Annotated in this window: 19 protein-coding genes; 7 read left to right on the top strand and 12 right to left on the bottom strand. The window is 71.9% G+C overall.

What is annotated here, in order from left to right:
* Positions 1-47: 47 nt before the first annotated feature.
* Positions 48-974 carry an AraC family transcriptional regulator gene (locus ACLQ3F_RS26970; RefSeq protein WP_425852154.1) on the bottom strand — a complete coding sequence of 309 codons (927 nt, stop codon included), beginning with the start codon at positions 972-974 and terminating at the stop codon, positions 48-50.
* A 103-nt stretch (positions 975-1,077) separates the two neighbouring features.
* Between ACLQ3F_RS26970 and ACLQ3F_RS26965 the strand changes: the two genes are divergently transcribed.
* From ACLQ3F_RS26965 to ACLQ3F_RS26945, 5 genes are all read left to right on the top strand, one after another.
* On the top strand, positions 1,078-1,908 hold the full coding sequence (locus ACLQ3F_RS26965) for an NAD(P)H-binding protein (RefSeq protein WP_425852153.1): 831 nt from the start codon (positions 1,078-1,080) through the stop codon (positions 1,906-1,908).
* A gap of 80 nt (positions 1,909-1,988) precedes the next feature.
* Positions 1,989-3,032: an SEC-C metal-binding domain-containing protein gene (locus ACLQ3F_RS26960; protein WP_425852151.1), complete on the top strand. Its 1,044-nt coding sequence runs from the start codon at positions 1,989-1,991 to the stop codon at positions 3,030-3,032.
* Between the two features lie 88 nt (positions 3,033-3,120).
* Positions 3,121-3,867 (top strand): metallophosphoesterase, encoded by a 747-nt coding sequence (locus ACLQ3F_RS26955; protein ID WP_425852149.1) that lies wholly within the window; start codon positions 3,121-3,123, stop codon positions 3,865-3,867.
* Between the two features lie 2 nt (positions 3,868-3,869).
* Positions 3,870-4,505, top strand: coding sequence for a LysE family translocator (locus ACLQ3F_RS26950; protein ID WP_425852148.1), 636 nt, complete (start codon positions 3,870-3,872; stop codon positions 4,503-4,505).
* Between the two features lie 84 nt (positions 4,506-4,589).
* Positions 4,590-5,111, top strand: coding sequence for a DUF2231 domain-containing protein (locus ACLQ3F_RS26945; protein ID WP_425852146.1), 522 nt, complete (start codon positions 4,590-4,592; stop codon positions 5,109-5,111).
* Positions 5,112-5,278: 167 nt separating this feature from the next.
* Here the strand turns inward: ACLQ3F_RS26945 and ACLQ3F_RS26940 are convergent, their stop codons facing one another.
* The 11 genes from ACLQ3F_RS26940 to ACLQ3F_RS26890 all read right to left on the bottom strand — a co-directional run bounded on the left by ACLQ3F_RS26940 (position 5,279) and on the right by ACLQ3F_RS26890 (position 18,876).
* Positions 5,279-8,614, bottom strand: a complete 3,336-nt coding sequence (locus tag ACLQ3F_RS26940; RefSeq protein ID WP_425852144.1) for a S8 family peptidase — start codon at positions 8,612-8,614, stop codon at positions 5,279-5,281.
* Positions 8,615-8,716: 102 nt separating this feature from the next.
* Positions 8,717-9,709 (bottom strand): LLM class flavin-dependent oxidoreductase, encoded by a 993-nt coding sequence (locus tag ACLQ3F_RS26935; protein ID WP_425852141.1) that lies wholly within the window; start codon positions 9,707-9,709, stop codon positions 8,717-8,719.
* Positions 9,706-10,032 carry a TIGR04076 family protein gene (locus tag ACLQ3F_RS26930; RefSeq protein ID WP_396796435.1) on the bottom strand — a complete coding sequence of 109 codons (327 nt, stop codon included), beginning with the start codon at positions 10,030-10,032 and terminating at the stop codon, positions 9,706-9,708. Before ACLQ3F_RS26930 ends, ACLQ3F_RS26935 begins: the two co-directional genes overlap by 4 nt.
* Complete coding sequence (locus tag ACLQ3F_RS26925; RefSeq protein ID WP_425852139.1) at positions 10,029-10,400, bottom strand: nuclear transport factor 2 family protein; 372 nt, start codon at positions 10,398-10,400, stop codon at positions 10,029-10,031. The genes ACLQ3F_RS26930 and ACLQ3F_RS26925 overlap by 4 nt, the downstream gene beginning before the upstream one ends.
* Before the next feature lie 38 nt (positions 10,401-10,438).
* Complete coding sequence (locus ACLQ3F_RS26920; protein ID WP_425852137.1) at positions 10,439-12,082, bottom strand: DUF885 domain-containing protein; 1,644 nt, start codon at positions 12,080-12,082, stop codon at positions 10,439-10,441.
* A complete protein-coding gene (locus ACLQ3F_RS26915; protein WP_357207693.1) occupies positions 12,079-13,317 on the bottom strand; it encodes an amidohydrolase family protein in 1,239 nt (412 codons plus the stop codon). The genes ACLQ3F_RS26920 and ACLQ3F_RS26915 overlap by 4 nt, the downstream gene beginning before the upstream one ends.
* 9 nt (positions 13,318-13,326) lie before the next feature.
* Positions 13,327-14,304: an ABC transporter ATP-binding protein gene (locus ACLQ3F_RS26910; protein WP_357262523.1), complete on the bottom strand. Its 978-nt coding sequence runs from the start codon at positions 14,302-14,304 to the stop codon at positions 13,327-13,329.
* Positions 14,301-15,278 carry an ABC transporter ATP-binding protein gene (locus ACLQ3F_RS26905; protein ID WP_387349942.1) on the bottom strand — a complete coding sequence of 326 codons (978 nt, stop codon included), beginning with the start codon at positions 15,276-15,278 and terminating at the stop codon, positions 14,301-14,303. Before ACLQ3F_RS26905 ends, ACLQ3F_RS26910 begins: the two co-directional genes overlap by 4 nt.
* A 1-nt stretch (position 15,279) precedes the next feature.
* Positions 15,280-16,179, bottom strand: a complete 900-nt coding sequence (locus ACLQ3F_RS26900; protein WP_357207684.1) for an ABC transporter permease — start codon at positions 16,177-16,179, stop codon at positions 15,280-15,282.
* On the bottom strand, positions 16,176-17,261 hold the full coding sequence (locus tag ACLQ3F_RS26895) for an ABC transporter permease (RefSeq protein ID WP_357207682.1): 1,086 nt from the start codon (positions 17,259-17,261) through the stop codon (positions 16,176-16,178). The genes ACLQ3F_RS26900 and ACLQ3F_RS26895 overlap by 4 nt, the downstream gene beginning before the upstream one ends.
* A gap of 10 nt (positions 17,262-17,271) precedes the next feature.
* Positions 17,272-18,876, bottom strand: a complete 1,605-nt coding sequence (locus tag ACLQ3F_RS26890) for an ABC transporter substrate-binding protein (RefSeq protein ID WP_425852133.1) — start codon at positions 18,874-18,876, stop codon at positions 17,272-17,274.
* A gap of 291 nt (positions 18,877-19,167) precedes the next feature.
* Between ACLQ3F_RS26890 and ACLQ3F_RS26885 the strand changes: the two genes are divergently transcribed.
* Positions 19,168-19,704 carry a helix-turn-helix domain-containing protein gene (locus tag ACLQ3F_RS26885; protein WP_357208222.1) on the top strand — a complete coding sequence of 179 codons (537 nt, stop codon included), beginning with the start codon at positions 19,168-19,170 and terminating at the stop codon, positions 19,702-19,704.
* A gap of 124 nt (positions 19,705-19,828) precedes the next feature.
* The gene (locus ACLQ3F_RS26880) at positions 19,829-21,712 is read left to right on the top strand and encodes a Xaa-Pro dipeptidyl-peptidase (protein ID WP_425852132.1); all 1,884 of its coding nucleotides are present in this window, start codon (positions 19,829-19,831) and stop codon (positions 21,710-21,712) included.
* The last annotated feature ends 1,011 nt before the right edge of the window (positions 21,713-22,723 follow it).

The following is a 22,723-nucleotide window of genomic DNA, read 5'->3' as shown; positions in this document are numbered from 1 at the left end:
TTTTGCGACCACTCGTCGACCGGCTCTGGGCCCTTGAAGTGCAGCGGTCACGCCGCCGTGGCGTCGACCCGGGTGAGCCGTCGATGCCCGCTCGGGCTCAGGCCGTGCACGCGTTTGAAGGCCGCGCTGAAGCCGAACGCGTCCGCGTACCCGAGGCGACGCGCCACGGCGGCGACCGTCGCTGTCGATTCGGACAGCAGGTCGGCGGCTACCGCCATGCGCCAGTCGGTCAGGTAGGTGAGCGGCGGTTCACCCACCAACGCGGTGAACCGTTTCACCAGTGTGGAACGGGAGACCCCGGCATGGGCGGCCAGGCTGGCCAGGGTCCACGGCCGGCCCGGGGCGTCGTGCATGGCGCGCAGCACCGGACCGACAGTGTCGTCGCTCAGCGCCCGGTACCAGCCGGGCGCCTCGGCCTCCGGCTGGTCGAACCAGTCCCGAACCGTGCACACCAACAACCAGTCCAGCAGGCGGTCCAGCACCACCTGCCGTCCGGGCCGACCCGCATCGAGCTGGGCGTCCAGGTAGTCGCGCAGCGCGGCGCAGTCCTGGTCTTCCGGCACGACGAGCACCGGCGGCAGCGCGCCCAGGAACCGCTGAGGCACCCGACCCCGGACGTGGTACACCCCGACCAGCAGCACGGGTCGGTCGGTGTGATCCGCAGCCACCGGGTCGAGGACCCCGGTCTGGCCGCGCCGGACGTCGCGCAGTTCCCCGGGCTCGAAGCTCGACCGGGGCTCGGCGGAGAAGACGAACGGCGCTGGCCCGCGCACGATGGCCGCCTCGCCGACCCGGACCAGGCGAGGCTTGTCGCTGTCCGGATGCGAGATCCAGCCCTCGCCCCGCATTGGAACGCAGAGCGTCAGCGGGGCACCGTCGGTGAACCGCAGCGCCCACGGCGGGGTCAGCACCGACCGGCCGAAGGCCGCGCCGTCGGCGTGCAGACCGCGCAGCAGATTGTCGAACGGGTCCATGTCACCGACGATAGATCGCGGAGGATGGACCGCGGACGATGGGACATGCCCGGCGTACGACAGGACATGTCCCGCCCACGATCGGGCGCGTTGACTCGTGGTCATGACGACGGACGCACCTTCGACACTCGTGATGGCCGGCACCGGCAAGACCGGTCGCCGGCTGGTTCAGACGCTGCGGGCGGCGGGTCACCACGCCCGGGCCGCCTCTCGCTCCGGTGAGGTGCGCTTCGACTGGTCGCGGCGGGACACCTGGCGGCCGGCCGTGGCGGGTGCCTCTGCTGTCTATCTGCTCGCTCCGGAGGACCCGGCGCTGGCCACCGACTTCGTGACGCAGGCAGTCGACTCCGGTGTCGGCCGGATCGTGGCGCTCTCCGGGCGCGGAATCGACCGGGTCAGTGACTTCTCCCCCGGCATGCTCGCCGCGGAAGAGGCGGTGCGGAGGTCCGGCATCGAGTGGACGATCATCCGGGCGAACAACTTCAGTCAGAACTTCAGCGAGGACCTGTTTCGCCAACCACTGCTCGATGGTCGGCTGGCCCTGCCGATGGGGGCCACGCCCGAGCCGTTCGTCGACGCCCAGGACGTCGCCGACGTGGCGGCGACGCTGCTGACCTCGCCAGGTCACCACGAACAGGTGTACGACCTGTCCGGCCCCCGTGCGCTCACCTTCGCCGCAGCGGCGGCGACGATCGCGCGGGTGACCGGCCGCTCGATCCGCTACCTGGAGCTCACCCCGGAGCAGTACCACGCCGAACTGCTCGCCGAGGGCTTTCCGGCGGAGGCGGCCACGGCGCTGAACGCCCTGTTCGCCGGGATGCGGGCGGGCTATCTCGCCGAACCGACCGACGGGGTGCGTCGGGTTCTCGGACGGGACGCGCTCGACTTCGACACCTACGCCACGCGGGCCGCTGCGGCCGGCGCGTGGTCGTAGTCCGCCCGGCGGGCGGCATGAGAGCGGGGTAACAGGTGATCTGCCCGCGTACCGCGAGCACCCCGACGTACCGTGAGATCGTGCCGACGAGAGAGACACTCACCAAGGCTGACCTCGCCGAACTTCGCCGCTCGGCGCTCGGGACGGCGAATCCGCTCGGTGTCGCCGCCGACCTCGCGGAGGCCGTCGAGCAGGGCCGGTTGGAGGACCCGGACGACGCCGGGGACGCGCTGACGCTCGCCGCCGAGATCGCGGAGATCCGGGCCAGGCCCGAGGCCGCGCTGCGGTACGCGGAGCAGGCCTTGGCGGCGTACCCATCCGGCGATGATCCTCGGGCCGGGTTCGCCCGCGCGCTGCGGGCCCGCACGCTGTTCCGGGCCGGCGGTCACGACGACGAGGCGATGGCGGAGTTGACCGCGTTGCGCCCGTTGCTGCTCGTGCAGCCCGACGCCCCCGCCTACGTCAGTGCCGCGCTGGACGCCGGTGGGCGTTCGGCGACCGCCGAGACGTGGCTGAGCGAGGCGGTCGACACGCTCCTGAAGGAGCATGCGACCGCCGCGTCCGGGCCGGCCAGCACCGCCATCGACCCGGTGGTCGATCTCGGTCCGCCGGACGCGCCAGGTGTCGCCTTCTTCCTCTTGCAACAGCGCCATCGGGTACGACGCAACCTGAACCTGCCGCACGACCGGCAGGACGACCTGGCGGACCGGCTGGAGACCCAGCTCGTCCGTCGGGCCGGTGAGCGCAGGGACGCCGAGTCGGATCTGCTCTTCTGGCCGCGGGCCGAGTTCGATCGCCTGCTCGCCGAGCATCCCGCCCTCGCCGAGGTCTACGGGCCGGACTGGGACGCGCACCGGGGCCGGCTGGAGACGGAGCTGGTTCGGCTGCGGGGTGCCGGTCAGGCCGGTTTGGGCGTGTTCGCCGCGACTGTGGCCGGGTTGACCGCGTTCGCCGATCGACGTGACGGCGATCCGGCTGACGCGGCGGTCCGCGCGGGCTACGCGGCCGAGGTGTCGGCGCGGCCCAGCGCGCGGATCGCCTGGCCACCGGAGCGCAACGACGCCTGCTGGTGCGGGTCGGGCCTCAAGTACAAGAAGGACTGCCTGCCGCGCTCGCGGAGCTGACCGCGGCGGTCATCGCGCTGCGCTGGCCGACCTGGCCCGGAGTAGCGTTCCTGACGGCTTTCACGTTGATAGCCGTTAGGAGAGCCTCGTGCTGGTCATCGCGCACCTCAGTGACACCCACCTCGACAGCCATCCCCGGTCGGCCGAGCGGACCGCCCGGGTCATGGACTATCTGCACGGCCTACCACGACCTGTCGACGCGATCCTGATCACCGGGGACGTCGCCGACCACGGCGAGGTGGCCGAGTACGAAACCGCCGCGAAGCTCTTCGAATCCCCGCTGCCGGTCATGGTCTGCCCCGGCAACCACGATGTGCGCGCCGCGTACCGCAAGGGTCTGCTCGGTGACGACGGCGGCGGCACCGGCCCGATCAACGCCCGCCACGACGTGGCCGGGGCGGTCTTCCTCCTCGCCGACTCCTCCGTGCCCGGTGCGGACGACGGTCACCTGGACGAGGAGACGATGGCCTGGCTCGCCGACGAGTTGGGTTCGGTGCCGGCCGGGACACCCACGTTCATCGCCCTGCATCACCCGCCGGTGGTGTTGCACCACCCGGTCATCGACCCGATGCGGCTACTGCCGGCCGACCCCCTGGCCGCGCTCGTCGCCGCCCACCCGCAGGTCGTCGCCGTGCTGACCGGGCATTTCCACACCGCCGCCGCGAGCACCTTCGCGGGCCGTCCACTGCGGATCGCCCCGGGTGTGGTCTCCACCCTGCGGATGCCATGGGAGGGCGACGGCCCGTTGACCACCCAGACCCAGCCGCCCGGCGTCGCGTTCCACGTCTACGACGACGCCGGCCTGCTCACCACCCACTACCGGGTGGTGGTCTGAGGATGCAAGGGGTCGCGGTGCTCGGCTTCCTGGTCGCCGTCGCGCCGATCACCGCCACGCCGGGCGCGAGCCTGACCCTGGTCGTCTCGCGGGTCGCCACCGGCGGGCGGCGGCAGGGCTGGTGGGTCATCCTGGGTACGGTCACCGGGCTCTACGTGCACGCCACGCTGGCCGCTGTCGGCCTGGCCGCGCTGGTGCTCCGCTCATCGCAGGCGTTCTGGGTGGTCAAGCTGGTCGGGGCCGCATATCTGGTCGGGCTCGGGCTCTGGATGCTCTGGTCCGCGTCGCGCCGTCGCCCGGAGGCGGGACGGCGACCGACGGTTTCCGCCCGGAGGTTGCCCTGGCGCGTGGACCACCCGTACCTGCAAGGGTTGCTCGGCAACGTGCTGAACCCCAAGGCCGCCGCCATCTACCTCACCTTGGCGCCGCAGTTCCTCGAACCGGGCCGACCGGTCCTGCTGCCGATGGTGCTGCTCGCCACGGCGCACGCCGCGCTGCACACCTGTTGGCTCGCCGGCTGGACCTTCCTCTCCGGTGCCGCCGCCCGGTTGCTCCGCACCGCCTCGGTGCGACGAATGCTCGATCGGCTGACCGGCGTGATCCTGGTCGGCCTCGGCGTACGCGCGGCGACGACCTGAGTCACGTCGCGACAGGTGATCGATCAGCGGGGATGACACGCCCGCTTGGTACCGATAGCGTCCCGGTGTGGACGATCACCGTCCATGCCGATGTCACCGGAGGAGACGCCGATGTTCGAGGAGATCATGGGCATCCCGGCCCACCCTCTGCTGCTGCACGCCGCTGTCGCGTTCGTGCCGCTGCTGGCCCTGCTGACTGTCGGCTACGCGTTCGTCCCGCCGATCCGGCCGCACACCCGGTGGGTGCTGGGTCTGCTGGCGGTGGGTGCGCCGGTCGCCGCCCTGCTGACCAAGCTCTCCGGCGACGCCTTCCTCGAGCGGATGCGCGCCGCCAACCGGGTCACCCCTGAGTTCCTGCCAAAGCTGGAGGCGCACCAGGAGTTCGGTGACATCACGCTCTACGCCAGCATCGGGTTGGGCGTGGTGGCCCTGGCGCTGGTCCGGCTCGTCCCGCCGAGGGCCGCCGACGCCAGCGCGGACGGGCGACCCGCTCGGCCGCTGACCCTGGCGTTGCAGGTGCTGTCGCTGGTGGCCGCCGCCGTCACCGTGTATTACGTGGTGCGCACCGGCGACTCCGGGGCGAAGGCGGTCTGGGAGGGCCAGTGACGGTCAGGCGACCTCGTGGCGTGTTCGCCAGGAGAGCGCCACGAGCCACCCCGAGATGAGCACCGCTCCGACGGCGAAGCGGATGCTCGAAATCGAGGGCTCCCACAAACCGGCGGGGTGCTGGTGCGGCCCGGTTGGGGGCCCGGGCCGCACCAGCGGGGTGACCATCAGCCGGCGTGGTACGCCCGGATGATGGTCTGGTCGATTCCGCTACCGCCGTTGGCGGCGGCCTTCACCCGCAGCGAGACTGCCTGCCCGGAGGTGGCCTTCGGCAGCTCGACCCGGTAGCTGTCACCGCTGCCGGTGACCCGGGCCGACTTCCAGGTGGCGCCGTCGTCGGTCGACGTCCAGACCTGGAACGACGTCACCTTCTGCGTCTTCACACCGTGCGCCTGCCGGACGGCCAGCTCGGCCGTTCCGTCGACCGGGTGGTTGTTGTGGTCCATCGGCAGGGCGTAGTCGACCGCGAGCAGCGGCAACGGCACGCTCCCGGTCCCGTCCGGGCCGGCGGACCGGAACGTCCACGATGTGTTGACCTTGGTGGAGATCGGGAGGATCAGGCTTGTGTCGACGTCGAGGGTCACCCGGTAGTCGGCCATCGACTGCGGAACGGTGAAGTCGCCGTACGGGCCGGACCGCTCGTCGACGAGCTTGCCGTCGCGGTACAGCGACAGCTTGCGCTTCACACCGACCGCCTCGCCCTGAAGGCAGTCGGCCCGCTGGTGCTGGTCGGTCAGCGTCACCATGTCCAGGTGCAGGTTGCCCCGGGACCGCGACGGCGCGGTGGCGCAGCTCCAGTCGGCGCCGGCCGGGTCGTCGTACCAGTCGGAGTGCAGCGGCTGCCGCGCCCAGACCTTGGACTGCTGGCTGCCCGGCCGGTACTGGCGCGGCGCCTCCATGGCCCCCAGTCCGCCGTAGACACCCTGGTCGGCCCAGACGATCTCCGGTGAGAGGTACGACGTCCGGCTCGGCGGCATGACGCCCTCGTAGGTCTGGGTCACCGGCACCCCGTCAGGAGTGGAGCCCGTGCGGACCAGCAGGGTGTACATCTCCGGTGAGTCGGTCTGGTGGAACCGCTCGTCGATGCGGGCCAGTCGGGCCTGCTCGGCCCTGGTCACCCGGAACGACGGGTCGGCCGGCACGCCGTTGGCGTACTCGTGCACGATGTTGTAGCGGTACGGCTTCGCGGTGCCGGCCGGCGAGTCCATGTTGACGGCCGCCCAGCTACGCCGCGATCCGATGGTGGGCTTCGGGATCGCCACGCTGCGGACCGCCGTGGCCACGCCGAACCCGCTGATCTGGTGCCACCACGGCAGGCCGTTCACCGCGGTCTGGAAGGTGGTGACGTCGGTCCGGGTGGTCGTGGTGGCCGCCCCGTCGACGGTCGCCGTGACTGGCCGGGCCTGCGCCGGGTCGAGGGTCACGCTTCGGGGGGCGTGCACGTCCAGGTCACCCGCCGCGGTGAGGGTGCTCTCCTGCACGTCGCTGTCGACGTAGTAGGCGATCGACGCGCCGAGCACCGAGTACCGGCCTGCCGGCACCCGCAGGGTGAAGGTCTCCCCGGGCGTGCCGCCGCCCCCGCCGTAGAACAGCAGGGGGTCGGTGAGGTTGGCGACCATGAGGTTGATCCAGGTGTCCGCGCCGTCCCGCAGGCCGGGCATCGGCTTGGTGTGGATCGTCAGGTCGTAGCTGGGCGGCTCGACGTAGAAGCTCACCGGGGTCGTCGCGACCAGCTTGCGGCCGGTGCGGGCGGTGACGGTGGCCAGGTAGAAGCCCGGCCGGCTGCCCAGCGCCGCGCGGTTGACCCGCAGTGTCGCCGCCCCCGTCGCGCCGCGCTTGAGGGTCGCCCGGCTCGTCGACAGCGACGCCGCGCCCCGCGGCACCGGCTGGCCGTCGTGGTTGACGATCGACACGTCGAGATCGAGAACGGCAGTCGACTCACCGGTCCAGCTCAGCGTCGTCTCGTTGGTCCCGGACTGCGGGTACGCGAACGTGCCGAGGTTGACCACCGGCTGGTCGCTGGTCGGGCCGCCGAGGGCACGGGCCGCGTTGAGCCGGCCGGCGCCGACGGCGTACGGGTCGATGCCGGTGAGCGGGTCGGCAGCGCCGACGAGGGCGGCCTTGAGCCGCTCTCCGGTCCAGTCCGGGTGGCGCTGGGCGAGCAGCGCGGCAGCGCCCGCCACGTGCGGGCTCGCCATCGAGGTGCCGCTGATCGCCTCGTAGTACCTGTCGATCGGGTCCTGGAGGTTGGTGCCGGCGGCCCGGGCGGCGACGATGTCGACACCGGGTGCGACGAGCTCCGGCTTGGCCACGTTGCTGGTGACAAGCGGTCCCCGGCTGGAGAAGTCGGCGAGCTTGTCGTCGCGGTCGACGGCCCCGACGGTGAGCGCGGTGGCGGCCGACCCGGGCGAGGAGATCTGCGCGCCGCTGTTGCCCGCGGCGATGACGAACAGGGCGCCGGTGGACTTGCTCAGACCGTCGACGGCGAGCGAGAGCGGGTCGGTGCCGTCGTCCGGTGCGCTACCACCGAGGCTCATGTTGATGACGTCGGCCCGGGTGGCGGCCCACTCCATGCCGGCGATGATGCCGGAGTCCTCGCCGGAGCCGTGGTCGTCGAGAACCTTGCCGATCACCAGCTTGGCGTCCGGTGCCACGCCACGACGCTGACCGTGTGCGGCAGCGCCGGTGCCGGCGATGGTCGAGGCGACGTGCGTACCGTGGCCGTTGTGGTCGACGGCGTCACCACCCTCGGCGGTGAAGTCGGCCCGCTCGGCGACCCGGCCGACCAGGTCCGGGTGGGTGAAGTCGGCGCCGGTGTCGAGCACCGCGACCCGGACGCCCTTGCCGGTGTAGCCGGCCTTCCAGGCGTCCGGCGCGGCGATCTGGCCGAGGTTGCGGTCCAGGCCGGCGGGTCGCCCACCGCCGGTCAGGGCGGTGGCGTGCACCTTGCGGTCGAGCCAGACCTTCTTCGCGCCGGCGAGCAGCGAGTTGGTGGCGAGCTTCGCGGTGGCGGGGCTCTTCTTGGGTACGCGGCCGGCTACCGCGCCGATGCTGGGCAGCGGGAGCACGTCACCGAGCGCGGCCACCCGGGCGGACGCGGTGGCGGGCTGCACGATCAGCGGCAGCTCGGCGGAGTTGTCGTCGTCGTAGCCGTCGGCGATCAGGGTGGTGACGTCGAACAGGTCGGGGTCGAGGACCGGGCCGACCTGGGACGCGACGCGAGCGGGGATGACGTGCAGGTGACCGTCGGGGCCGCAGCTCTGGTGGATCACCGCGTTCTCGTCGACCGGCCGGATCGTGGCCTGCGGGCATCCCGAGCCGTTGCTGCGGACGGTCACCACGTCGCCGGTCAGCAGGGTGACGGTGTGGGTCTTGCCGTCGACCGAGGCGGCGGGTGCGCCGGGTCGGTCGATGCCGCCGGCTGTGGCTGCGCCGCCCGGTAGGGCGGTCAGCGTCGTGGCCGTGACGGCAACCGCCAACAGCCACCGCGTTCTCCTGAGCATGGTGCTCCTCGTCTAATGTGGACGAAAGTGCCTCTTCGGGCAACTTCCCGCAAGATCATATGCAGGTCAACGATCTTCGGGGAGTCCTCGACGAGGAGGTTTTCACGCTCTTAACAGTGGGAGCACCCGCCGGCCGAGCAGGTCGATGCCGCCGTGCGGCGTCAACCCGTGCGGGGTGCCGAACTCCACCCGACTCGCCCCGGCGTCGAACACCGCCGCCGCCTGCCCCGCGACGTGCTCGGGCGTGCCGGAGAAGGCGAACAGATCGAGCAGGTCGTCGCCGATCAGCGCGCCGGCGAGGTCGTCCTCCCGACGGCCGACGTGCTGCTGGATCCGGGCCAGCAGCTCCGGGTCCACCTCGATCGTCGGGTCGAGGGCGGCCACCACCGCCAGGTACATGGCCACCTCCCGGCGGGCCACCCGCCGTGCCAGCGCACCGTCCTCGTCGACGACGGTGACCGCGCCGAGCACGACACCCGTGCCGTCCCGGTCCGCGACCGCCGCGTCGTCCAGCCAGGCGCGCATCATCCGGGCCATCGCCGGGTTGGCCGACCCACCGACCTTGACCTCACCGGCGAACCCGGCCGCCGCCCGTGCGGTCTGCCGCCCCCAGGTGCCGACGAGGACCGGCACGTCGGCACGGGCCGGCGTGTACCGCAGCGACGTGCCCGGCGCGACAGTGAACTCCCCACCCTGGAAACCGCTGTCGTCGCCGGCGAGCAGCAGCCGCACGACAGCGACCGTCTCGACGATGCGCCGGATCGGACGGACCTGCGGCACACCGACCTCGTTGAGCCAGGTGCCCCGGGCCAGGCCCAGGTAGGCCCGACCCCGCGAGGCCAGGTCCAGGGCGGCCACCTGACCGGCGACCTCGACCGGGTGCATGGTGAACGGGTTGAGGCACGCCGCACCCAGGCGGATCCGCCGGGTGTGCCGGGCCGCCACCAGCAACGGGAAGATCGGCGGTTGGTACATCAGGTCACCGAAGACCGACAGCACGTCGAAGCCGTGCCGCTCGGTCAACTCGGCGAGCTCCGCGTACTCGTCGGCGGACTTGTCGGACTGAAGGCCGATGCCGACCAGCCCAGCGCTCACGTCAGCTCCTCGGTGGGGATGCGCTGAAGGCCGGTCCGTTCGATGCGCATGATGAGCCGCTCGTCCGGGTCCGGACAGGCGACGTGGCTGTCCCGGGCCATCCAGTCCCCCTCGGCCAGCGCCCGCTGCTTCGCCGGCAGCAACGGCAGGCACGCCGCCAGGGCGTAGAGGCAGAAATGCCCCCCGGCCGGGATGGTCAGCCGATTCGACTCCGTCACGTCGAAGTGGTCGCCCGGCTTGAGGCCGCACACCGAGCGGCCCTCGATCCGCTCCACCACGACCCGCAGGTCGTACAGGTCGGTGGTGGGTTCCTCGGCGCTCATCGGACCGCCTCCGCGTGGTGGTGCACGATGCGCCAGGAGCCGTCCTCGCGGCGCAGGACGTCGGTAACCCGGAAACACTCGTCCGACCGGCTGTCGGCGAAGCGGGCCCGCAGCACGTACCGGACCAGACCGATGTCGCCCCAGGCGTCGGCGCGCAGGTGTTCCGGCGCGACCGAGATCGGCGCCGACCCCGTCGCCCGGGTCGCCCGCCGGTCGCGCAGGTCGTCCAGCGCGGGCAGGCCGGACAGCAGGCCGTCGGCGTCGGACTCCCAGAACGTCAGGTCGGGATGCAGGTGCGCGTCGAAGGTCGGCCGGTCGCCGAGGGACCGGTACAGGTCGGTGATGGTGGTGGTGAGCTCATCGCTCATCGGCTGTCACTTCCGATCGGGTACGGCGGTGCGGGGGGTCAGGGCAGGTCGGCCAGGCGGGCGCGGAGCGGGTCCAGTCCCATGGGTCCGAGCGCCAACGCGGTGTGGTGGAAGCGTTTCCGGTCGAAGGCCGTACCCTCGCGCCGCTCGGCGTCCCGGCGGGCCTGCTGCCACAGCCGCGCGCCGACCTTGAAGGCCAGGGCCTGCGCCGGCCAGCCGAGATACCTGTCGACCTCGAAGCGCGCGGTCTCGGCGTCCAGCCCGACGACACGGGTGAGGACGTCCACCGCGAGAGAAGGCGTCCAACGGCGTTCCTCGGTGAACCCGTTGCCGGCCGGGATCGGCAGCCCGAGGTGCAGACCCAGGTCGATGACCACGCGGGCGGCCCGCCACAGCTGACCGTCGAGCATGCCGAGCCGCTCGGCCGGGTCGGCGTACAGGCCGATCTCGTCGGCGAGACGCTCGGCGTAGTGCGCCCACCCCTCGGCGTACCCGTGCACCTGGCAGAGGGTGCGCTGCCACGGGTGCAGGGCGCCGGTGGTGAGGGTGACGGCGTGCTGGAGGTGGTGGCCGGGCAGCCCCTCGTGGCAGAGCGTCCCGACGTGCCGCCACACCGGCACCGTCGACGCGCCGGTGGGCACCGACCACCAGATCGCGCCGGGACGCGTCAACGCCGGGTCGGGGGGCGTGTAGTACATGACCCCGGACGTGGCGGGGCTGATCCGGCACACCACCCGGCGGGTGGCGGACGGGATGTCGAAATGGGTGCCGTCGAGGGCGTCGGTCAGCTGCTCGGTGCGCTGGCGCAGCCACTCCTCCAGGGCTGGCCCGGCCGCCACCCGCCCGGCCGGGTCGGCGTCCAGGGCCGCCCGCGCGGCAGCCACCCGCGAATGGCCCAGCTCACCCGCGACGGTCCGCAGCTCGGCGGCGGTGCCTGCCAGCTCCGCCCAGCCGTACTCGTACACCTCGTCGAGGTCGACAGTCGCGCCGAGGAAACTGCGGGCGGTGACCCGGTACAGGTCGCCGCCCACACCGTCCACCTCGGACGCCGCGGGTGCCAGCTCGGCACGGAGGAACGCAGCGAAACCGGCGGTGGCGGCGGTCGCCAGCCGCGCGCCCCGGTGCAGCCGAGCGGCGACCGGGCCGTCGGGGCAGCCGTCGACCAACCGCCCGTAGAAGTCGGCGGTGGTCCAGGATGTGCACTGGTCGGCGACCACGAGCACCTGGCGGCGGGCGACCAGGTGTCCCTGCCGCGCCGATCGGCGCAGCGTCGCGGCGTACCGGTCGAGGGCGTCGGGCACCTGGTGCAGGTGGTCGGCGACCACCGCCCAGTCGTCCTCGGTGCGCCGGGGCAGATTGTCGAAGAGCTGCCGAAGCAGGTGCACCGGCGTGGCCAGTGGGGCGAGCAGTCGGGTGGTGAAGCCCGCGTCGTACAGGTCGACCTCACTGGCCAGCCGATCGAGCAGGGCGTCGGCCAGGGACCGCTCACCGGGGTCGCGCGTGGTCGCCGCGGCGGCGGCCGTCGCAGAGCGTCGGGCCAGCTCGGCGCGGGCGTCGAACCCCTCCGGGGAGAGATCCGGAACATGAGACCCGGGGGTACGCCCCACCGCCTCGGCCGCCTGCGGGTCCAGCTCGGCGAGCGCGTCGAGGTACCCGTCGGCGACCTGGGTGATGCTGCTCATCGCGGCACGCCGAACCGGCCGTTGTCGTCGCGGTACGCCACCCCGCCCTTCATCACCGCGTGCAGGGTGCGCAACGCGGAGACCGAGCGGGTCGGGTCGTCGCGCAGCACCAGCAGGTCGGCGTGCCTGCCCGCCTCGACGGTGCCGAGGGTGTCGGCACGACCCAGCCACTGCGCGGGGCGGGTGGTGGCGGCCTTGAGCGCGTCCGCGACCGGCATCCCGGCGTCCACCATGAACTCCAGTTCACGGACCGTCGCGGTGGTCTCGTCGTAGCCGGCGTGCGGGGGCATGTCGCTGCCCAGTGCGATCGGCACACCGTTGCGGATGGCGTGCTGGAGGCTCTCCCAGTGTCGTGGGCCGGCCGCGAGGGCCCGGTCCATCAGCCAGCCGGGCACCCCGGAGTCGCGGAAGAACTGCTCACAGCGGCTCACCACGATCGTCGGCACGTACCAGACACCCCGCTCGGCCATCAGCCGGGTGACGTCGTCGGTCAGCTCGTACCCGTGCTCGACGCAGTCGAGGCCCAGCTCGACGGCGCGGCGGACCGAGTCGGCCGGGCCGGCGTGCGCGGTGACCTTGCGCCCCCAGTCGTGTGCGACGCGGATGACAGCGGCCATCTCGTCGTCGAGCAACTGCGGGGTGTCGATCGCCTCGTGCTGGCCGGCGATCCCGCCGGAGATGCAGACCTTGATCAGGTCGGCGCCGGCGCGGAGCTGTTCGCGGGTGGCCCGGCGGAACCCGTCCGCGCCGTCGGCCTCCAGGGCGTCGGCGTCCCAGCCGTGCCCGCCCGTGCAGCAGAGCGCGTGCCCCGCGGTGAAGATGCGCGGGCCGTCGACCGCGCCGGCCTCGATCCCCCTACGCAGGGCGAAGTCGGCGTACCGGCTCTCCCCGACCAGGCGGGCGGTGGTGACACCGGAGTGCAGGGTGCGCCGGGCCGAGTCGGCCATCAGCAGGACCAACTCGGCCAGGTTCGCGCCGTGCACCGTGTCGGCGAGGTGGCCGGGCAACCCCAGGGAGAGGTGGACGTGCATGTTGGTCAGACCCGGCATGACGTGCTCGCCGCCCAGGTCGACCACCCGGGCCGCGCCGGCCTCGGCGAGGACGTCGTCGACCTGACCGACGGCACGGATCATCCCGTCGGCGTCGATCCAGATGCCGCGATCCGGTTGGAGGGCGTCCTGGACACCGTCGTAGAGGGCGAGGTTGACCAGGACCTGTTCGGTGGGCATGCGCATGGGGCGTCCTCAGAGTGAGCGCGCGGCGGTCGGGGCCGTGGCAGGGTCGGTGAGCCAGCAGGCGACGCTGCGGCCGCCCAGGTCGACGGTGGGTGGCTGCTCGCCGCAGGGCGCGAACGCGTGCGGGCAGCGTGGCCGGAAACGGCACCCGGTGGGCGCGTTGGCCGGGTCGGGCACCTCCCCGGCGAGGATGGCGGGCAGGCGCGGGGTGGGCCCGATCTGCGGCACCGCGTCGATCAACGCCCGGGTGTACGGGTGTCGTGGCTCGCGCCACAGCTCGCGGGTGGGTGCGGCCTCGACGATCCGGCCCAGGTACATCACGGCGGTAACGTCGGCGATCTCGTGCACCAGCGCCAGGTCGTGCGAGATGAAGAGCATGCCCATGTCGAGGTCGCGGACCAGCCCGACGAGCAGGTTGACCACCTGCGCCTGGGACGAGGCGTCCAGCGCGGTGACCGGCTCGTCCGCGATGATCATGCGAGGTTCCGGGGCGAGCGCGCGGGCGATCGCCAGGCGCTGCCGTTGACCGCCGGAGAACTGGTGCGGATACCGCTGGGCGGCGCTGGTCGGCATGGCCACCCGTTCGAGCAGCTCGTGCACCCGGGCTCGGCGGGCCGACCCGGTGACCGCGGCCGGCACGCCGTCGAGGAGTTGAGAGCCGATGGTGCGCCGGGGGTTCAGCGAGGCGTACGGGTTCTGGAAGACCATCTGCAGGCCGACCTCGGCACCGGAGCGTGGCCGCCAGCCCAGCGGGGTGACAGGTCGGCCGGCGTACTCGACGGTGCCGGCGCTCGGCGCGCTGAGCCCGACCGCGACGCGGGCGAGTGTGGACTTTCCGCACCCGGACTCGCCGACCAGGCCGACGATCTGGCCGGGCGACACCTCCAGGCTGACCCCGGCGACGGCCCGCACACGGCCCCGCCCTCGGGAGCGGTACTCGACCTCCACGTCGGTGAAGGACAGTCGCGCGGGCGCTGTGGTGTTCACGCGGCCACCTCCAGGTGCGGACGGACCACGCAGGCCACCGACCGGTCGGCTCCGGCGGGGGTGAGTGGGGGCGGGGCCTCACCGCAGGACGGTTCGGCGTACCCGCAGCGGGGTTGGAACGGGCAGCCGGGCGGCGCCTCGCCGGGTGCCGGCGGGGCGCCCGGGATGGGCCGCAACGTCCCGCCGTTCTGGGTGCCGTGCGGTCGGGCGCCGAGCAGCGCGGCGGTGTACGGGTGGGTGGGGGCGGTGAGCAGACTTCCCGTTGGGCCGGTCTCGACGACCCGCCCGGCGTAGAAGATGTAGCCACGGGTGGTGAGGGCGCTGAGCACCCCGAGGTCGTGGGTGATGAACGCGACGGCCAGCCCGGTCTCGGCGCGCAGCCGTTCCAGCAGGGCAAGAATGCCGGCCTGCACTGTGACGTCGAGGGCGGTCGTCGGTTCGTCGGCGATCAGCAGTCGGGGCCGGGCGGCCAGCGCGATGGCGATGGCCACCCGCTGCCGCATCCCGCCGGAGAACTGGTGCGGGTACGCGCGCAGCGCCCGCTCCGGGTCCGGGATGCGGACCTGGTCGAGCAGCTCCACAGCGCGGCGACCGGCAGCTCGGCGGTCCATCCGCAGGTGCACCCGCATGTGCTCGGTGAGCTGCCGTCCGACGGTGAGCATCGGGTGCAGGGCCGCGCTCGGGTCCTGGAACACCATGGCGATGCCCGCGCCACGGACCCGCTGCCAGCCCCGGGCGTCCAGGCCGAGCAGTTCGGTCCCGGCGTACCGGGCCGAGCCGGTGACCGCCGCCCCCGGGGGCAGCAGCCCGAGCAGGGTCTGCGCGGTGAGGCTCTTGCCGCAGCCGCTCTCCCCCGCGATGCCCACCAGCTCACCCTCGTCGACGGTCAACGACACGTCGTGCAGGATCGGCAGCGGGCCACGCGGTGAGGGCAGGGTGACGGCCAGGGAGTCGACGTCGAGCAGCGGTGCCACCTCAGCGTCCCTTCGTGTAGCGGGGGTCCAGCCGGTCGCGCAGCGCGTCGCCGAGCACGTTGAAGGCCATCACCACGGTGAGGATGGCGAGGCCGGGGAACACGCTGACCCACCACATCGACAGGTCCTGCGCGCCGAGGGCCACCATCGAGCCCCACTCGGCGGCCGGCGGGCGCGGGCCCAGACCGAGGAACGACAGGGCGGCGAGCAGCAGCACCGCGTTGCCCAGCTCCAGGGTGGCCAGCACGATCGCCGGGCCGATGCTGTTTGGCAGCACGTCGCGGCGCAACGCCCGGATCGGCCCGACGCCGAGCAGGCGGGCGGCGTTGAGATAGTCGTCGCCGCGCATGCTCAGCACGGCGCTGCGGATGACCCGGGCGTAGACCGGCCAGGAGACGATCACCAGGGCCAGCACGGCGTTGCGGGTGTTCGGGCCGAACGCCGCCGTCACCGCCATGGCCAGGATGATCTGCGGGAACGCGAACACCAGGTCGGTCAGGCGCATCAGCGCCTCGTCGACGAACCGGCCGACGTATCCGGCGACCAGCCCGAGCAGCCCGCCGACCAGCAGGGCCAGCGAGACGATGGCCAGGGCCAGCGGGATGGACAGTCGGGCGCCGTGGATGACCCGGCTGAGGATGTCGCGGCCGAGGGAGTCGGTGCCGAACCAGTGCGCCCCGGACGGCGACGCGTACGTGTCGGGGCTCTGCGCCAGCGGGTCGTAGGGTGCGAGGACGTCGGCGAGCAACGCCAGCAGCAACCATCCGCCGAGGATGGTCAACGCCGCCACGGTGATCGGTTGACGCCACACCGGTCGGCTGCCCGAGCCGCCGCGCAGTCGGCCGAGCCAGCGGCGTCGGCCCAGGGCCCGCTCCGCCTTCGGGTCTGCAAGTGTCGTCATGACAACCGGATCCTCGGATCGATGAGCCCGTACAGCAGGTCGACGGTCAGGTTGACAAGCGTGTAGACCAGCGCCACGAAGAGGCTGACGCCGAGGATCGCGGGCAGGTCCAGCGCCGTGGCGCTGCGGTACGCGTACTGGCCGACGCCGGGCCAGCCGAAGATGCTCTCGACAAGCACCGTCCCGGAGAGCAGCGAGGCGAACGCCAGGCCGGAGACGGTGACCACCGGGACGAGGCCCGCGCGCAGCAGATGCCGGCGCAGCACCACCCGGGTCGGCAGGCCCTTGGCGTACGCGGCCCGTATGTAGTCCTGCTGGAGCACCTCCAGCATCGCCGAGCGGACGAAGCGGACCAGCATCGCCACCGTCAGCGAGGTCAGCACCAGCACCGGCAGGGACAGGTGCTGGGCGGCGTCCCAGGCGACGTCCCACTGCCCGGCGAGAGCCCCGTCGACCGTGTACATGCCGGTGACTGTGGGCGGCGGGCTGAAGTCGGTGGACAGTCGCCCGCCGCTGGGGGCCAGGCCGAGTTGGTAGAAGAAGACGTACAGCACGACCAGCGACAGCCAGAACGGCGGGGTGGAGAGCCCGAGCAGGGCGCCGATCCGAACGAGCTGGTCCGTGAGCCGGCCGTTGCGGACCGCCGCGAGCATGCCGACCCCGGTGCCGATGAGCAGCGCCAGCACCATGCTCGGGAGGGCCAGCTCCAGGGTCGCCGGCACGTAGTGCAGCAGGTCGTCCAGGACGGCCCGCCCGGTCTGCTGGGAGTGGCCCAGGTCGCCGTGCAGCAGGTTGCCCAGGTAGTGCAGGTACTGGGCCCAGAGCGGCTGGTCCAGACCCCACTTCTCGCGGAAGGCGGCCACCGCGGCGGGATCGTTGAGGGCCTGGTCGGAGAGGTTGGCGGTGACCGGGTCACCGGGGACCACGTTGACCAGACCGAACGTCACCACGGTGACGCCGAGCAGCAGGCCCGCGGTGACCGCCACCCGCTTGGCCAGGAAGGTCAGCAGCGGGTGGGCACCCCGGGGCCGGGACGCGGTCGTGGCGACCGCGCCCGGCTCACCGTCGTGGACTGTCGTCATGTCGTCGGTACTACTTGCGGCCGACCGCGGCGACGTCCACCTGCCAACCGGCGGCGGTGTAGTCCGCCCCGGTCAGGTCCGTGGTCGCCACGACGATGGAGGAGTTGCTGGCCAGCACGAGGTACGGCGAGGACGCGTTCATCAGCCGCTGCCACTCCTGCATGGCGGTGGCCCGGCCGGCCAGGTCGAGGGTCTCGGTGACCTTCCTGCCGGCGGCCACCACGGCCGGGTCGGCCCGCTCGACAGTCCAGCCGGAGCGCAGCGCGGTCGCCTGGCCCGGTGCCATGTTGTTGATCAGTGAGTCGGCGACCGGGTAGTTCAGGCTCTGCGGGGTGAACCCGAGCGGAGACTTCCCGCCGCGCATCTCGTCGAGGAACGTGGTCAGCGGCTGCGGGTTGAGCTCCAGCTTGATGCCGGCCTCGGCGGCGTCGCCCTGCACCTTGGTCGCCACCGTGCCGAGGTCCACACCCTTGTAGGTGATGGCCGGGTAGGTGAACTTGACCGTCGGGTTCGTCAGGCCGGCCTCGGTGAGCAGCGCCTTGGCCTTTGCGACGTCCCGCTTGGACTCCTCGCCGGCCGGCAGCGCGCCCGGGAAGGCGGGCGCGACAAGCCCGGCGCCGGGGGCGGCGCCCTTGCCGTACAGGGCGGCGATCCCCTGGTAGTCGATGGCGGCGCGCAGGGCCTGGTTGAACTTCGGGTTCGAGGTGACCGCCGAGACGGCCGGGTCGGCGTTGAGGAAGAGGAAGTAGACGGTGTCCTGCACGCCGGAGGTCTGCAGGCTGCCCGGCAGTCCGTCGAGGAGCTTGCCGGAGATGTCCAGGGACACCTCGGCGGCCTCGGCGCGTTGCATGGTCAGCTTCTGGGTCTGCACATCCATGTTGCGCAGCACCACCCGGGAGAACTGCGGCTTCGTGCCCCAGTACTTCGGGTTGGCCTCCAGCACCACCTGCGACGAGGGGTCGTAGGACTTCAGCACGTACGGGCCGCTGCCGACGGAGTTGGTGTCCAGGTACTGCTGCGCGGTGTCGCCCTGGGCGGCGTCGGCGCCGTCGCGGGCGCCGTGCTCCTTGGCGACCTTGGCGTTGAGCACCGCTGTCGACGGCATCGACAGCACCACCGGGATATTCGGGTCGGGGGTGGCCGAGGCGACAACGACCGTGCTGTCGTCGGTCTTGGTCACGGTCAGGCCGCTGACGGTGACCGCAGGGCTGGCCTTGATGTTCTTCAGCCGATTGAGCGAGAACACGACGTCGTCGGCGGTGAGCGGGCTGCCGTCGGCGAACGTCACTCCCTGCCGCAGCTTGAAGGTGAACGTCTTGGCGTCCGGCGACGCCTGGTACGACTCGGCCAGCGCCGGGACCGGCTTACTCACATCCGAACCCTTGAAGGTGAGCAGGGTGTCGTAGAGGGCGTGCACGGCGGTCAGACCGGTTGCCTCGTAGACCCGGCCGGGGTCGAGGGTCTTGAGCACGAACGAGGTGTTCACGGTGAGGGTCTTGGCCGTGCCGTTCGCGTTTCCGCCACTGCCGCCGGCGCTACAGGCGCTGACGGAGAGGACGGCCAGCGTCGCCAGAGCGGACGCTCCGGCGAGGAGCCGGCGGGGAGACACCGACATGCTGTTCCTACCTTCGTATCGCGCGGCCCGCCGTGCGGGATCCGCGGGGCGTCGACGCCCGGCGGGCGACACCACGCATCGGCGGGGCCGATGGGATGACGGCGTCGCGGGCTTCTCGGGGGCGTCGTCTCGGGGTTGGATGTAGGCCGGACTGGGACGTCGTCCGGTTCGTCTTGACGCGGCCTTGTCTAGTGGTGTCGAACGTTGCCGCCTGTTGTTCAGCGATACTAAACAGACCCGTATAGTCAGGTCAATCAAGATTCAGCCACACTGTTTTTGGAACGAGGACACATGCTCGGTGACCGACTCCGCGACCTGCGCCAGCAGCACTCCCTCACGCTGCGTCAGCTCGCCACAGCCGCCGACGTGTCCCCCGCCCTGCTCAGCCAGATCGAGAACGGCGCCACCGACCCCAGCCTCTCCACCCTGCGCAAACTCGCCCAGGTCTTCGACACCTCGATCGCCGAGCTGTTCTCCGAGCCCGAGGCGCCACCGGTGCACGTCAGCCGCGTCGGCGCCCGGACCAGGCTGGCCGCGCCACCCGGCCAGATCACCTACGAACGACTCACCCCCGGCCGCGGCGACCTGGAAGTGCTCCAGGCCCACCTCGCACCCGGCGACGCCAGCTCCGCCGAACCGTGGGCGCACCCGTCGACCGAATGCGCGATCGTCATCAGCGGTGCTGTCGTCGCCGAGATCGGCGGTGAGTCGTACACCCTCACCGCCGGCGAGTCGGTCACCTTCGACTCGCGCCTCGCGCACCTCTACCGCAACGCCAGCGACCAGCGCGCCCACCTGATCATCGCGGTGACGCCACCGACTCCCTGACCGACCACGGTGGACAGCCGACGGGATCGACGGGACGCCTCGGCGGACCTAGCATGACGACGAATGGATCTTCGAGATTGGCCCCTGCCGACCCGGCAACCAGCCCAACCGAAGGGAGACGCGCATGCGTCGACCCCGTCATCTGGTCCTCCTGAGCCTCGGCGTGTCCGGCGCTCTGGTTCTCAGCGCAGCCCCACCCGCGGCTGCGGCTCCGCCCACGCCCACCACGCCCACCGGCATCGTGGTCAGCGACGGCATGACCCAACCGGTGTTCTCGCTCGCCGACGCGATCGAGGAGCGGGTGTTCGTCCAGACCCCGGTGGACACCGACCACGACGGTCGGCCCGACCGGGTGGCGATCGACATCTCCCGGCCCCGGGAGACCGCCACGCAGGGCTTCAAGGTGCCCGTCATCTTCGAGCACAGCCCGTACCGCAAGGGCACCTGGGGTGACGTGCCGTACCCGAGCGTGCTGGTCGACGACCTGCCGCAGAACGGCCTGACCGACCGCAACGGGCGTCGCGCCCTCGACGCCGGCGCGCAACGGGCCCAGGCGAAGGCCAACCTGCCCGGCTCGCTGGACGACTACTACGTACCCCGCGGGTACGCGGTGGTGCTCGGCCAGAGCGTCGGCACCGGCGACTCCGACGGCTGCCCGACCAGCGGGGACCAGGCCGAGACGCTCGGCACCAAGGCGGTCATCGACTGGCTCAACGGCAGGGCCAAGGGGTACGACGCCAATGGCGCCCCGGTCACCGCCGGCTGGACCACCGGCGCGGTCGGCATGACCGGTGTCTCCTACAACGGGACACTGCCCAACCAGGTGGCCACCACCGGCGTCAAGGGGCTCAAGACCATCGTGCCGGTCTCCGCGATCAGCAGCTGGTACGACTACTACCGGGCCAACGGCCTGGTGGTCGCGCCCGGGACGTTCCAGGGCGAGGACCTCGACATCCTGGCCCAGTACACCGCCGGGCAGGCGCGCGCCGAGGGGCCCTGCGCCGACGAGCTCGCGGACATCACCGCCAAGCAGGACCGGATCACCGGCGACTACTCGAAGTTCTGGCAGGATCGCGACTACCTCGACGCCCGCAACGTCAAGGCCAGCGTCTTCGTCGTGCACGGCCTCAACGACTGGAACGTGAAGACCGAGCACTTCGCCGGCTGGTGGGACCAGCTCGCCAAGCGCGACGTCCCCCGCAAGATCTGGCTGCACCAGGGCGGCCACGGTGGTCCGGGCAGCAGCGCGTCGGTGACCCTGCCCGGTGGGCAGACGTGGACGTACAAGCAGACCGAGAACCGCTGGTTCGACTTCTGGCTGTGGAACGTGCGCAACGGCATCATGGACGAGCCGACGGCGGTGCTCCAGCGCGAGGACCGCGCCTACACCACGTACGCCAACTGGCCCGACCCGGCCGCCCGTGAGGTCGGGCTGCGCCTCGCCGCGACGGACGCCACCGCACCCGGCACGCTCACCACCGGTAAGCCGCCCAAGGCGCGTGTCGAGCAGAGCTTCGTCGACGAGGGTCGGACCATCCACCCGGACACCCTGGTGTCCAACCCGGACACCGCTAGCGCCAACCGACTCGCCTACCGCTCCCCCGAGCTGACGCAGAGCGTGCGCATCTCCGGACGTCCGGAGATGCGACTGCGGATGGCGATCGACAACAAGCCGGACGCGAACCTCACCGCGTACCTGGTCGACTACGGCCCGGCCGGGTCGACCGCAGCCCCGACCGTGGTGACGCGAGGTTGGATGGACCCGCAGAACCGCAAGAGCGCCGCTCGAACGTCGCCGGTGCGCCAGGGCAAGCTGTACGACTACCGGTGGACCATGGAGCCGAAGGACTACATCTTCCCGGCGGGACACCGGATCGGCGTGGTCGTCTTCTCCAGCGACCAGGAGTACACGTTGTTGCCGTTGGGCGGCACCGAACTGCGGGTCGCGCCGAACGACAGCGAACTGCGACTGCCGGTTGTCGGCGGGCGGAGCGTCCTAGGGTTCTGATTTCATCTTCGCGCTCCCGGGTGGGGCAGTCCGACACGTTCGGGCTGCCCCACCCGCACGTGCTGCCCCGCACGTGCTGCCCCGCACGTGCTGCCCCGCCGGTGCTGCCCCGCGCGTGCTGCCCCTGCCCGGTCGAGGCGATCATGGAGTTGTGGCGCCCAGCTTGGCCACGATGGAGCATTTTGTCACCCACCACAACTCCTTGATCGACGCTGGCCGGGCTTTGACGAACAGCCACTCTCCTCACGCGACGGCGTTCAGGCCGGGGATCGAGCGAGCTTTCCGGTGCCCTGCCCAAAGTCCGCAAGGTCGTGCTCGATCCTTGATGTAGTGGTCTCGTGGCACGAGGAAGGCCCTGTTTCCTGGATCAAGCACGATCTTGCGCCGGGTTCGCACTGCGCTGAGCTGGGCCAGGCCGCACCACACGACGCGGCAACCTCAACGGGCCCCACCGCACCACCCGGCAACCTCAACCAGGCCCGACCACACCACACGGCAACCCGATCGAGGTCGACCTCACGACGCGCCGACCTGTTGGTCAGTCCCGGTCCGGGGACACGAACGGTGCACGCAAGCATGATCCACTCGGCTTCCATGAAGTCGGGGCATCCTGGGCAGCGGGACACCGCGACTTCCAGGAACCCGAGTGGATCATGTTGGCCTGGCCGCCGTGTCGGGTTCGCTGGGCCGGCGAGGTGGGCGGTTTGTCGGGTTCGGCGTCGCCTGTCGGGTGGTCGGGGCCACTCCGGCGGCGGAATCGGGGGCCGGGCCGGGTCGTTATACCTGGCAGACCACCGCAACAGCCCGGGTCACCGCGGGCTGGCCGCCGGGAACACCCGGCAGGCCGCCACGGTTACCACCCGATCGGCCGGGCAACGGCCGGACGCGGCAGCGACCGGGAACACCCGCAATGCCGCCCCGGTTACACCCCCGCACGGCCGAGCCCCAGCACCACAACGGCCGGGCCGCCGCCGGGAACACCCGGCAGGCCCCCACGGTTACACCCCCGGA

Origin of the sequence: Micromonospora sp. DT15 (genome assembly GCF_049841475.1) — a bacterium.
GTDB lineage: Bacteria > Actinomycetota > Actinomycetes > Mycobacteriales > Micromonosporaceae > Micromonospora.
Note: the sequence above shows the minus strand (reverse complement) of the source record. Positions and strands in the feature narration are given on the sequence as shown.